This window comes from Bradyrhizobium manausense (assembly GCF_018129685.1).
Classification (GTDB): Bacteria; Pseudomonadota; Alphaproteobacteria; order Rhizobiales; family Xanthobacteraceae; genus Bradyrhizobium; species Bradyrhizobium manausense_D.
This window is the reverse complement of the sequence record NZ_JAFCLG010000011.1, coordinates 169,709-182,459: the sequence shown is the minus strand read 5'-3', so window position 1 is coordinate 182,459 and position 12,751 is coordinate 169,709. Positions and strand designations below refer to the sequence as shown.

The following is a 12,751-nucleotide window of genomic DNA, read 5'->3' as shown; positions in this document are numbered from 1 at the left end:
CGGCGTCAAGCGCCAAGGACCCAACGGCTTCCCGCCCACTCTCATCATGACAGACTTTCCAGACACAGGGACCCATACGCCGCAGCAGTGGTTTGGCGAAGGCAGGCAATGACCATCTCGCGCAACAATTCTGCCGCGGCGTATGGGTCCCGGCCTTCGCCGGGACGACAGCGGAGTGATTGGTTGCTAGCGGAGCAAAATTACTCCGCCGCCGTCTCCGGCACCTTGGCGCCCTGGCCGTAGCGCTGGTCGATATAGTCGATCACCAGCGCCTTGAAGTCGGCGGAGATGGTCGGACCACGCAGCGTGCGGAACTTCTTGCCGTCGACGAAGACGGGCGCGGCCGGCGCTTCGCCGGTGCCGGGCAGGGAGATGCCGATATTGGCGTGCTTGGATTCGCCGGGGCCGTTGACGATGCAGCCCATCACGGCGACGTTGAGCTCCTCGACACCAGGATATTTGCTCTTCCAGTTCGGCATCTCGTCGCGGATGAAATCCTGGATCGAGCGCGCCAGCTCCTGGAACGTGGTCGAGGTGGTGCGGCCGCAGCCCGGGCACGCGGCGACCAGCGGCACGAAGGTGCGGAAGCCCATGGTCTGCAACAGCTCCTGGGCGACCTGCACCTCGCGGGTGCGGTCGCCGCCGGGCTCCGGCGTCAGCGAGATCCGGATGGTGTCGCCGATGCCCTGCTGCAGCAGGATGCCGAGCGCGGCCGAGGAGGCGACGATGCCCTTGGTGCCCATGCCGGCTTCGGTGAGGCCGAGATGGATGGCGTAATCCGAACGCGACGCGAGGTCCTGATAGACCGCGATCAGATCCTGCACCGCCGAAACCTTGGCGGAGAGGATGATGCGGTCCTTGGGCATGCCGAGCTCTTCGGCGCGCGCGGCCGAGAGCAGCGCCGACTGCACCATCGCCTCGCGCGTCACCGCGCGCACGTCGCGCGGATTGGCGGACGCGGCGTTCTCGTCCATCAGCCTGGTGAGCAGCTCCTGGTCGAGCGAGCCCCAATTGGCGCCGATGCGCACCGGCTTGTTGTTCTTGTTCGCGATCTCGATGATGTCGGCGAACTGCGTATCACGCTTGTCCTTGAAGCCGACATTGCCCGGATTGATGCGATACTTCGCGAGCGCTTCGGCGCAGGCCGGATAGGCCGCGAGCAGCTTGTGGCCGATATAGTGGAAGTCGCCGATGAGGGGCGTCGTGATGCCGCGCTTGGCGAGGCCATCGCGGATGTGCGGGACGGCGGCGGCCGCTTCCTCGCGGTCCACGGTGATGCGGACCATTTCGGAGCCGGCGCGCGCGAGCGCTGCGACCTGGGCGATGGTGCCGTCGATATCGGCGGTGTCGGTGTTGGTCATCGACTGCACGACGATCGGCGCGCCGCCGCCGACGGCGACGTCGCCGACCTTGACCTGGGTGGTCCGATGACGCGGCGCCGGGCCGGCGATGTCGGAATCGAGGGGGGTTTCGAGCTTGTTCATGGGGTCCAAATATCAGGTTTTGGTGACGTTCAGCAATGCATCGCGCGGCGCCGCGGCCGTTTGGCTCGGACGGTTAACCAGAAAAAGCCCAGCAATTACAAGGACGGCCGCCGCCCCAAAGGCCAGGCTCAGGGTGTCGTGCATGATGAAATAGCTACCCACCACGCCAAACAAAGGGGTGATGAAGGTAAAAGCGGACAATTTGCTGGCCGAATAGGCCTTCACCAGCGCGAACCAAAGCGTGAACGTGGTTCCGACCACCCAGATCGCCTGGAAGGCCAACAGGCCGATCGAGAGCGGCGACGGGGTGTGAGTGATGGATTCGCCTGACAGCCACGCCGCCGCGCCCAGGATCGGGATCGAGGTCGCAACCTGGTAGCCCAGCGCCTTCTCAGGCGCGGCGAAGCGCAGCCGCGTGCCCTTGGCAACCAACGTCGTCGCGGCCCACAGCGAGGCGCCTAGCACGATCAGGAGGTCGCCGAGCAGGACCGATGAATCGACATTGGCCTGCGGCACGCCGATCGCGAGTGCCACGCCGGCAAAACTCACGGCAAGTCCCAGCCATTGCGTGGTGCCAAGGCGCTCGCCCAGCACCTGATAGGAGCCGAGTGCGACGAAGAAGGGCGCGGTGTACAGGAACACGACGGCGCGGGAGGCGGAGGTCAGGCGCAGGCCCTGGAAGATCAGCACGAATTCGATGCCGAACATCAGCCCCGCGATCAGGCCCGGCTTCCACGTGTCGTCATTCTCGAAGAATTTGACGCCGCGAAACGTGCCGATGAGGAACAGCACCGGCAGCGCGCCCATTGAACGAATCATCGCCTGCAGCATTGGCGGCACATCCGGCAGCACCAGCTTCACCGCGATCTGGTTGAACCCCCAGGTCAGGCACAGCATGAGCATCAGGGCGATGGCGCCGGCACTGAGGGGGCGCGTGTTCGACGGGTTGGCTTGCGGTGAGGACATTTCTTCCTGAGGTCCGGCTTTACGCCGTTGTTGCTTTATAGGTTAGACGGTGACGCGCTCTTTACCTCCCCCCGCAGGGGAGAGGTGGACACCGCCGCGTTGGCTCCAGCCGAATGCATCCTTATGAAGCTTTCTGACAATGGGTGCAGACGCCCGTGATCTCCACCACGGACAATTTCGGTGCGAAGCCTGACGCGCGCGCAGCAGTGTTGAGCTCCTTGGCAAAGGACCCGGACGGGATCTCGCCAACGAGACCACAGCGCTCGCAGATCAGGAACGCCACCGCAGACGTCGCGTCATGGTCGTGCGCGGCGCACGCAAGATAGGCGTTGCGGCTCTCGATGCGGTGCACGAGGCCATTCGCCATCAGGAAATCGAGAGCACGGTAGACCGTGATCGGCGCCGGCCGCGGCATCGATTTGGCAAGTTCGTCGATGATCTCATAGGCGCCGAGCGGCCGATGGCTGGACAGCAAGGCGCCCAAGACCTGGCGTCGAATGGGCGTGAATTTTTGCGCCCGCTGCGCGCAAACGGCTTCCGCATGCGCCAGCGCGTCCGCGGTGCAGCGGCCGTGATCATGGTCGGGCGTCGGAAATGCCGGCTTTGCGAGGGTCATTCGGCCCGCCTTCTAGCATTTCGGCCGGGGAACCCAAAGCACGACCGGCGCGGCGGCGGTCAGCCATGCTTTTGCTGCGGGACAGCGTCCTGTTAAACCGCCGTGAAATAATCATAAGCTTCCTTATTATATTCAAGCTCATTGGAGACCAAGCTTATGACCCGCGGGTCTGTCGACCAGAACTTCCTGTTCACGCTCGGCGAACTCTATCGCCTGTTGCGCGTCTATGCCGACAAGGAGGCGCGGCGTTTCGGCATCACCCGCGCCCAATGGGCGGTGCTGGCGAAGGTCGAGCGCAGCGAGGGCATGAAGCAATCGGAGCTCGCCGAACTGCTGGAGATGCAGCCGATCACGCTGACGCGCCTGATCGACAAGCTCTGCGACAGCGACTGGATCGAGCGCCGCAGCGACGCCACGGACCGCCGCGTCAAGCGCCTCTATCTCAAGAAGGCCGGCCGCGCGCTGCTCGGCAAGATGAGCGGCCTGAAATCGGAACTCACGGCGAACGCGCTCGACGGCATCAGCCCGACGGACGCCCACCGTCTCCTCACTCAACTCGAAACCATCAAGGAAAACGTGCGAACCGCGATCCAGACCTCCGGGGCGGAACAAGCGCGTAAGGAGCAGCGCTATGGCTGAACAAGTCCTCAAATTCCAGCCCGAGCAGAAAATCGACAGCGGCAAGCCGACCAAGAAGGCCGGCACCGACCCCCGCCGCCGCTTCGTCGCCGGCCTGCGCCGCTATCGCCGCTTTCTGCTGATGGTGGTGCTGCCATTCGTCGCCGTGGCTGCCGGCCTCACCTTCTATCTCAATGGCGGTCGCTATGTCGGCACTGACGACGCCTATGTCGGCGCCCAGAAGGTGCTGGTCACGCCCGACATCTCCGGCAAGATCGAGAAGGTCGTCGTGAGGGAAGGCCAGCTGGTCAAGCAGGGCGACGTGCTGTTCGAGATCGACCCGGTGCCGTTCCGTCTTGCGGTGGACGAGGCCAAGGCGCAGGTCATGCAGGCGCAGACCACCTATGACAGTCTGCGCGCCAATATCAAGATTTACGGCGACATGCTCGATCTCGCCCAGAAGGGCGTCGACCTGAAACAGCGCGACGTCGAGCGCAAGCAGGCGCTGGTGAAGAACAGTTTCGGCTCGCAGCTCGATCTCGACAACGCCTCGAACGCGCTGGTCACGTCGGGCTCGATTGCGCAATACGTCAAGCAGCAGATCTCGACCGCCAAGACCCAGCTGCTCGGCGACACTGACTTGCCGCTCGAGAAATTCCCGCCTTACGCCTCTGCCAAGTCCAAGCTCGAGAATGCGGAGCGCAATCTCGACCATGCGGTGGTGCGCGCCTCGATGGATGGCGTGGCGACGCAGGTCGAGCAGATCCAGCTCGGCCGCTATGTCGCCGCGGGCACCGCCGTGTTCTCCATCATCGACATCGCCCATCCCTGGGTCGATGCCAATCCAAAGGAGAGCGATCTCACTTACGTCACCGAGGGGCAGCCGGTGACCCTCGAGGTCGACGCGTTCCCGAACCACGCCTTCAAGGGCAAGATCGGCTCGCTCTCGCCCGGCACTGGCGCGCAATTCGCGATCCTGCCGCCGCAGAACGCCACCGGTAACTTCGTCAAGGTGGTGCAGCGCGTGCCGATCAGGATCTATTTCGACGAGAGCGACAAATACGTGAAGAAGCTGAAGGCCGGCATGAGCGTCTACGCCACCATCGACACCGGCCACAAGCGCTCGCTCGCCGGCCTGCTTGGGCTCTCGGCGACAGCAGGCCAAGAAAAAGACCAGGACAAGGACTGATCCGATGGCGGAATCCAACCCCGCTTTGATGGTCCCCGGCCTGCGCCGGAACATGGTGACGATCTGCGCCATGACGGCGACCATCATGCAGGCGCTGGACACCACCATCGCCAACGTCGCCCTGCCCTACATGCAGGGCACGCTGTCGGCCTCGCAGGACCAGATCAACTGGGTGCTGACCTCCTATATCGTCGCCGCCGCGATCATGACGGCGCCGGTGGGCTGGATCTCCAACCGCTTTGGCCGCAAGCGCATCTTCATCATCTGCGCCGGTGGCTTCACCTTTGCCTCCGTGCTGTGCGGACTGGCGCAGGACATCAACCAGATGGTGCTGTTCCGCCTGCTGCAGGGCGTATTCGGCGCAGCACTGGTGCCGCTGTCGCAGTCCGTCATGCTCGACTATTACACGCTGCAGGAACGCGCCAAGGCGATGTCGATCTGGGGCATGGGCGTGATGATGGGCCCGATCATGGGCCCGTCGCTCGGCGCCTGGCTGACCGAGACCTATTCCTGGCACTGGGTGTTCTTCGTCAATCTGCCGTTCGGTGCGATCACCGTGTTCGGGCTGCTGGTCTTCATGGACGAGACCAAGAAGGACCTCAGCCTCAAATTCGACTGGTTCGGCTTCGGCGCGCTGGCGATCGCGATCGGCGCGCTCCAGCTCGCGCTCGACCGCGGCGAGCAGCTCGACTGGTTCGAGTCGGTCGAGATCGTGACCGAGTTCGTGATCTCGGGCGTCGCCTTCTATTACTTCTTCGCGCACTCCTTCACGACGTCGCGCCCCTTCATCCAGTTCGCGCTGTTTCGGGATCGCAACTTCCTCACCGGCTGCATCTTCATGACGGTGATGGGCCTCGTGCTGTACTCGACCATGGCGCTGGCCTCGCCTTACCTGCAAAACGTCATCGGCTACCCGATCATGACCGCCGGCGGCCTGCTCGCCAGCCGCGGCTTCGGCACCTTCTTCGCCATGATGATGGTCGGCCGCATCATGAAGTACATCGAGGCGCGCACGCTGATCATCTCGGGCCTGACGCTGACGGCGGCGTCGCTGTACCAGATGACCGGCTGGACCGACCAGACCCAGGTGCCGGAGATCGTCATTGTCAGCGTGATCCAGGGCTTTGGCTTCGGCCTCGTCTTCGTGCCGCTGTCGACCGTGTCGTTCCTGACGCTGCCGAACCAGCTGCGCACCGACGGCACCTCGATGCTGACGCTCTTGCGCAACGTCGCCAGCTCGGTCGGTATCTCCATCGTCATCGCCCAGCTGACGCAGGGGACGCGCAGGACTTATGCGATCCTCTCCGAGCACATCAACCCGTTCAACCACGCGCTCCAGATGCCCGACGTCCGCGGCATGATCAACCTCTCCACCGATGCCGGCCGTGCCATGGCCGACCGCATGGTCAGCGTGCAGGCGCAGATCATCGCGTTCGCGCATGATTACGCGCTCGTGATGTTCTTCATCCTCTGCACCATCCCGCTGGCGCTGATGATCGGCTCGACCAAAGCCACGCTGCGCAAGCAGGCGGCCGGGCCGGAACATGCGGTGATGGAGTAGTTACCGTCTCCCGCCACAAACTCCGCCGTCGTCCCGGCGAAGGCCGGGACCCATAGCCACAGGATTGGGTTTGGCGAAGACCCGCAGTTATCCGCTCGCGCTAAGGTTATGGGTCCCGGCCTTCGCCGGGACGACACTGAGAATGTGTAGCGGCCATCGTGCCTCATTCTCACAATGTCCCTACAACAACTCCTCGCAGCCCAGATCCTCGACCGCCATCATCACCCGCTCCAGATGGTGCCACCAGATCCCCGGCGGGATGTTGGCGGCCCATAGCCAGACCGGCTTGGTGATGTGCCAGAGCACCGACCAGCGGTAGTCGCGATCGAGCGCGCCGCGCGTGTAGCCGGTGATTCCGCTGGCGAGCAATGTCTCGTGATAGAGATTGAGCAGGGGGCGTTCGAGCGCCTGCCGGCGTTCCGGAAACCAATGAACCGCCATCATGTAAGCAAGGTCGTTGGTCGGGACGTTGACGTCCCACATGGCGAGATCGAAGATGCGTACGGTGTCCGTGACGCCCGCGCGTGGCAGCATGAAATTCCATGTGTGGGCATCGCCATGGGCAATGCTGAGATGACGGTGCGAATGATAGCGCTCGGATAGCCGGGTCGACTGGTCGATCAGGCGGCGATAGAGAATGCGCCGCTCTTCGCTGAGGCGATCGCCGAGCAAATCGGCGAAACGGTCGTAGTGGCCGGCGAAGGTTTCGATACGCTGCGCGCTATCTTCGGTACTCGCCCAGGCGCCGGCGATGTCGGGATGGTCCCACCAGGCAGCGTGCCAGTGCGCAAGCGTTGTCACGATCGCGGTCGCCTGTTCACGCGACGGCGGCAGCGGCCATTGCGTCGCGAGCTCGTGGCTGTCGGTGAGGTCTTCCAGCAGGAGATGCCAGTCGAAACTCTCTTCGTCGAAGCGCCCGTCAAAGCAACGCGGGACCAGCCCCGGCGGCATTTTGGGTGCGAGCTTCGTGTAGAAGACCACCTCGCGTCGACCGTCATCGGCGAGCGTCCTGGCAAAACCGGCATGCGGGGTCTTGAGAAGGAGCGATTGCGGCGCACCGGCGGACTCCCCGACATAACGCAGGCCGAGCCTGATGATGTGCGAGACGACGGTGTCGCGCTCATCCAGCACCTTCACCTCGCGCACGGCGCCGGCATCCAGGTCGCCGGCTCTGCGCAAGGCGGCCGTCAGGTAACCGGGCTCAGCGACCGCCGGCAGTTGAGAGGATGTCATGAATCGCGCCCCCGGTGCCGCAGCCATTCTGCACGATCACAGCCGCCGGCACCATAGGCGCACCCGATCCTGCGATCAGGCCGCCGCAGACTCGCCGAAATGGCGCGCCACCCAGCTGGCAAACTCGGCTCTCTCGCCGGCCGCCAGTGTGAAGGCCACATGTGCGGTATCGCCGTCATGGGTCCGCACGGTGAACTGAAGCGCTGGCGCAAGGCCCTTGATGCGCAGCACGCCGGTTTCGCCGATATTGATCTGGGGCGCGCAACGGATCCAGGCTCCGCCTTCGGAGATGTCGACCAGCGTCGTCGCGTGCATCGCCTGCCTGCTGTCGGTCACCGACACTTGCAGATCGGTCGCATAGCGCCTGGTGAGACGACGATCGACCTCGTCCGTCGAGCTTCGCACGGTCCGGACCAGGACCGACTGAAGTGCCGCCAGGTTCGATGAGACGCCGGAGATCGCCTGGCGCATTTCGGACGCGCGCTCATTGACCGAATCCGCATCGCGACTGACATGCGCGATTTTGGCTGAGACTTCCCTGGCTGCAGACGCCGACTCCGAAATCGAGCGCGCGATCTCGCGGGTCGCGGAATCCTGCTCTTCCATCGCAGCTGCGACGGACGTCGCTACACTATCGATCTCGGCGATCTGGCCGCCCATCTCCTCGACTGCAGCGACAGCGGCGTCGGTCGACGTCTGAATCTCGGCGATCAGGCGTGCAATCTCTTCGGTCGATTTCGCGGTCTGGTTGGACAACGATTTGACTTCGGCGGCGACGACCGCGAAGCCGCGTCCGGCCTCGCCTGCGCGCGCTGCCTCGATCGTGGCGTTCAACGCCAGCAGATTGGTCTGGCCGGCGATGCCCCCGATCAGATCGGACACCTCGGCGATCTTTCTCACCGAGCCTGACAACGTCTGGATGGTCGTGCGCGCCTGCTCACGGCCGGCCACCGCGGATTTCGTCACCTGGCTCGCACGCGCAAGCTGGCCCGTGATCTCGCGGATCGAGGCGGTCAATTCTTCGGCAGCCGAAGAGACCGTTTCCGCGCTGGCCAGCGCCTGCTCGGAGGCGGCGGCCACCGCCTGCGATTCCGTCGACAGGTCGTGTGCAATCTCCGAAAGGTTCGAAGCGGTGCGCTCCACGCCTTGCGTTGCCGCGGCAGCAGTCTCGACCGACGCGCCGGTTTCACGCTCGACGGTCTCCGCCATGCCAAGCAGTGCCTTGCGCTTGGCCAGGGTCGCCGCCTCTTCGGCGCGGACCTGCTCGTCGCGCAGCCGGGCATTCTCCAGCGCGCCCTGCTTGAACACCGCGAGTGCGCTCGCCATGGAACCTACTTCGTCGCGACGGTCGGCATAGGGTACCTCCGCGGTGAGATCCCCGGTCGCAAGCTTCTGCATGGCACCGGTCATGCGGACGATCGGGCGGACGAGCCCGAGCGCAACGAAGACGAGACCTCCCGCGATCAGCGCGAGCACGGCGGCGGATACGCCCCACACGACATAGGCGATCGACGCGTCGCGGTCAGCCGCGAGCTTCTCCATGTCCGAGTTCTGTTTGTTGGCTGCCTCGACGATGCCGTCGATGATGCCGCGGTGCGCGGTGTAGATGCCCTTGAGCTGGGCATAGGCGCGCTCGGCGGCGGCCCCGTCCTTGTTCTTCAGTGCCGGCAGGAGTTGATCGGAAACGAGCTTCCAGAACTTCTGCACCTCGGCATCCGATTTCGCGACCAGCGCGGTCTTCAAGTCGGGCGCGAGACTCGATCCGCTCCAGAACGCCTTGCGGTCTTCATAGTCCTTGCGGAGCTGGACGAGACGCTCGCCGTGAGCGGCAAGCTGATCCGGCTCGCGCATGGCCAGCGTTGCTTCCAGATAGGCTTCGAGCACGTAGGCCGGCGGCGGCAGAATGTCGGCGACCAGGTCGTTGCCGAGCTTGATGTCGGAATAGAGCGGACCGCCGACCTTGAGTTCGCGCAGCGCATAAGCGCCACTGGCGACGACCGCCGCGAAGCCCAGCACTAACAGAATACCAAATGCGATGATGGCCGAGGAAATCGACAAACGCAGTTTCATGACGGTGCTCGCAATATGAATCGCTCGACTCATATCGTAGTGGCGTCAACGGACCCTGAATGCGACTATCGAAATTCAGCAGGCCGTGCTTCCGTAGGACAACTGAGGTCGCGCGGCGCGACGCGAGCACTCGCCCACCAACAATCGAAGCTTGAAACACGAATGCCCGGGCAAGGCCCGGGCATTGCAAAAAGAACGTCGCGAACTCGGTGGTTCACACGTCGAAGAATACCGTCTCGTTGTCGCCCTGCAAGCGCAGGTCGAGCTTGTAGACGGCCTTGCCGGCCTCACGGACCGCAGTCAACGTGGCGCGGCGGTCGGCAGGGACCAGCGCCAGCACGGGATCGGCGGCGTTGCCGGCCTCGTCGCTGAAATAGATGCGGGTATAGAGATGCCGCAGCATGCCGCGCGCAAACACCGCCAGCACGACGTGCGGCGCCTGCGGCTTGCCATCGGGATCGGGAACGACGCCCGGCTTGATGGTGTCGAAGGAATAATGGCCGTCCTTATCGGTGCCGCAGCGGGCGAAGCCGCGGAAACTGGCGTTCGGCAGCGCGCGCTTGTCCTGCGGGTCGGCGTAGCGGCCCTGCGCATCCGCCTGCCAGATCTCCAGCATGGCATCAGGCACGACTGCGCCGTCACCATCGAGCACCCGGCCCTCGATGCGGACGCGGTCGCCTGACACGTCCGGTGTCAGCGTCGAATTGGTGAACGCGTCGTTCCAGGAATATTCGCCTGTTGGCGTCAGGCCGTATTTGAAGAACGGGCCGACGGTCTGCGACGGCGTGATCCCATCGGGCTTCACAGAATCCTGCACGTTACTTGGTCTCCATGGGGGTGGCGTTCTGGCCGCGCAGCACGATGTCGAAGCGGTAGCACAGCGCCCATTCGGGCTTGGTATTCTCGAGGTCGAACGACGAGACCATGCGCATCCGCGCCTTCTCGTCCGGTACCGAGTTGAAGATCGGATCGAACGGGAACAGCGGATCTCCCGGGAAATACATCTGCGTCACCAAACGCGAGACGAAGGAATGGCCGAACACCGACAGATGGATGTGGGCGGGGCGCCAGGCATTGTGGTGATTGCCCCAGGGATAGGCGCCGGGCTTGATGGTGACGAAGCGATAATAGCCTGATGCATCGCTTAACGTGCGGCCCGCGCCGGTGAAGTTGGGATCGAGCGGCGCCGGATGCTGGTCGCGGACATGGACGTAGCGGCCGCAGGCATTGGCCTGCCAGATCTCGACCAGGGAGTCCGGCACGCCGCGGCCGTCCTCGTCACGGACATGGCCGTGCACGATGATGCGCTCGCCGAGCGGCTCGCCCTTGTGCTGGGTGGTGAGGTCGCTGTCGCCCTCGCGTACGGTCTCGTGACCGTAGACCGGGCCGGTCAATTCCGACAGCGTGTGACGCATCGGGATCAAGGGCTTGTTCGGCGCGCGCTTGATCGAGCTCTTGTACGCGGGCGACAGCGGCAGCGGATGCGCCTTGTTGCTGCCGGTGGGATAGATGAATGTCATTGGCGAGTTCCTCCCCCGGCCGTTTTCAGTCCAGCCGGTCAACGCTTTCGCCGATCATTATAGGATATAACTAATCGGGGGAAGCGGATTTCGGGGACCCTGGCTCCTCGCTTCCGTCATGGCCGGGCTTGTCCCGGCCATCCACGACCTTCGGGCGTCGCCAAGAACGTGAATGCCCGGGACAAGCCCGGCCATGACGAATTTGTGGCGTAGGGACTCCGCCCACCTCTCCGTGCAAATGCCGGGAGAAGGAGGGAGAGTCAGTTCACCTTCTCGATCGCAACCGCGACGCCCTGGCCGACGCCGACGCACATGGTGGCGAGCGCGAGTTTGCCGCCGCGCTTCTCCATGCCGTGCACGGCGGTGAGCGCGAGACGGGCGCCGCTCATGCCGAGGGGATGGCCGAGCGCGATGGCGCCGCCATGCGGATTGACGAAATCGGCGTCGTCGGCGACGCCGAGCTGGCGCATGCAGGCAATGCCCTGCGAGGCGAAGGCTTCGTTGAGCTCGATCAGGTCGAAATCGCTGATCTTCTTGCCGAGCCGCTCCATCAGCTTGCGGGTCGCCGGCACCGGGCCGATGCCCATGATGCGCGGCGGCACGCCCGCCGAGGCGAGCCCGAGGATGCGCGCGCGGGGCGTGAGGCCATGCTTCTTCACGGCGGCCTCCGATGCGAGGATCATCGCCGCCGCGCCGTCGTTGACGCCCGAGGCATTGCCCGCGGTCACCGTGCCGGGGTTGCGCACGATCGGCTTCAGTTTTGCCAAGCCTTCCAGCGTGGTCTCGGGACGCGGATGCTCGTCCTTGTCGATCGTGATCGGGCCGGCCTTGCCGCCGGGAATGGTGATCGGGGTGATCTCTTCCGCGAAATAGCCTGATGCGATCGCCGCACCCGCGCGCTGCTGGGAACGGATGGCGAAGGCATCCTGGTCGGCGCGCGAGACCTGGAATTCCTCGGCGACGTTCTCGCCGGTCTCCGGCATCGCATCGACGCCGTACTGCGCCTTGAGCAGCGGATTGATGAAGCGCCAGCCGATCGTGGTGTCGAAGATTTCGGCAGAGCGCGAGAAAGCTTCCGCCGCCTTGCCCATCACGAAGGGCGCGCGGGTCATGGATTCCACACCGCCGGCGATGGCAAGCTCGATCTCGCCGGAACGGATGGCGCGCCCCGCCGCACCGACCGCATCGAGGCCGGAGGCGCAGAGCCGGTTCAGGGTCTGGCCGGGAACCGAGTCCGGCAGACCCGCGAGCAGCAGCGCCATGCGCGCGACGTTGCGGTTGTCCTCGCCGGCCTGGTTGGCGCAGCCGAAGAAGACTTCGTCCACCTGCGCCCAGTCCAAATTCGGGTGCTTGGCCATCAGCGCCTTGATCGGGGCCGCGGCGAGGTCGTCGGCGCGCACCTTGGCGAGCGAGCCGCCGAAACGGCCAATCGGGGTCCGCACGGCATCGCAGATAAAGACGTCACGCATCATGGTTCTCCCTGAATGCCGCGGT

At 64.5% G+C, this 12,751-nt stretch carries 11 protein-coding genes; 3 read left to right on the top strand and 8 right to left on the bottom strand.

Features of this window, described 5'->3' with window-relative positions:
- Positions 1–200: 200 nt before the first annotated feature.
- The 3 genes from ispG to JQ621_RS24360 form a co-directional block, all read right to left on the bottom strand.
- Positions 201–1,484 (bottom strand): flavodoxin-dependent (E)-4-hydroxy-3-methylbut-2-enyl-diphosphate synthase, encoded by a 1,284-nt coding sequence (gene ispG / locus JQ621_RS24370; protein WP_212237405.1) that lies wholly within the window; start codon positions 1,482–1,484, stop codon positions 201–203.
- Between the two features lie 12 nt (positions 1,485–1,496).
- Positions 1,497–2,450 carry a DMT family transporter gene (locus tag JQ621_RS24365; RefSeq protein ID WP_212237403.1) on the bottom strand — a complete coding sequence of 318 codons (954 nt, stop codon included), beginning with the start codon at positions 2,448–2,450 and terminating at the stop codon, positions 1,497–1,499.
- Between the two features lie 121 nt (positions 2,451–2,571).
- Entirely contained in the window at positions 2,572–3,066 is a 495-nt protein-coding gene (locus JQ621_RS24360; RefSeq protein ID WP_212237401.1) for a Fur family transcriptional regulator, read from the bottom strand.
- A 156-nt stretch (positions 3,067–3,222) separates the two neighbouring features.
- Here JQ621_RS24360 and JQ621_RS24355 point away from each other — a divergent pair, with 156 nt between their 5' ends.
- From JQ621_RS24355 to JQ621_RS24345, 3 genes are read left to right on the top strand one after another with little or no spacing between them, the layout of a single operon-like run.
- Positions 3,223–3,705 (top strand): MarR family winged helix-turn-helix transcriptional regulator, encoded by a 483-nt coding sequence (locus JQ621_RS24355; protein WP_212237399.1) that lies wholly within the window; start codon positions 3,223–3,225, stop codon positions 3,703–3,705.
- Entirely contained in the window at positions 3,698–4,873 is a 1,176-nt protein-coding gene (locus tag JQ621_RS24350; protein WP_212237397.1) for an HlyD family secretion protein, read from the top strand. Before JQ621_RS24355 ends, JQ621_RS24350 begins: the two co-directional genes overlap by 8 nt.
- A gap of 4 nt (positions 4,874–4,877) precedes the next feature.
- Positions 4,878–6,434: an MDR family MFS transporter gene (locus tag JQ621_RS24345; RefSeq protein WP_212237394.1), complete on the top strand. Its 1,557-nt coding sequence runs from the start codon at positions 4,878–4,880 to the stop codon at positions 6,432–6,434.
- A gap of 180 nt (positions 6,435–6,614) precedes the next feature.
- Here the strand turns inward: JQ621_RS24345 and JQ621_RS24340 are convergent, their stop codons facing one another.
- The 5 genes from JQ621_RS24340 to pcaF all read right to left on the bottom strand — a co-directional run bounded on the left by JQ621_RS24340 (position 6,615) and on the right by pcaF (position 12,726).
- Positions 6,615–7,667, bottom strand: a complete 1,053-nt coding sequence (locus tag JQ621_RS24340) for a phosphotransferase (protein ID WP_212237392.1) — start codon at positions 7,665–7,667, stop codon at positions 6,615–6,617.
- Positions 7,668–7,742: 75 nt separating this feature from the next.
- Positions 7,743–9,737, bottom strand: coding sequence for a methyl-accepting chemotaxis protein (locus tag JQ621_RS24335; protein ID WP_212237391.1), 1,995 nt, complete (start codon positions 9,735–9,737; stop codon positions 7,743–7,745).
- A gap of 214 nt (positions 9,738–9,951) precedes the next feature.
- Positions 9,952–10,554 (bottom strand): protocatechuate 3,4-dioxygenase subunit alpha, encoded by a 603-nt coding sequence (gene pcaG / locus JQ621_RS24330; protein WP_212237389.1) that lies wholly within the window; start codon positions 10,552–10,554, stop codon positions 9,952–9,954.
- 1 nt (position 10,555) lies between these two features.
- Positions 10,556–11,257, bottom strand: coding sequence for a protocatechuate 3,4-dioxygenase subunit beta (gene pcaH, locus JQ621_RS24325; RefSeq protein WP_212237387.1), 702 nt, complete (start codon positions 11,255–11,257; stop codon positions 10,556–10,558).
- Between the two features lie 260 nt (positions 11,258–11,517).
- A complete protein-coding gene (gene pcaF, locus JQ621_RS24320) occupies positions 11,518–12,726 on the bottom strand; it encodes a 3-oxoadipyl-CoA thiolase (protein ID WP_212237385.1) in 1,209 nt (402 codons plus the stop codon).
- Positions 12,727–12,751 lie beyond the last annotated feature (25 nt).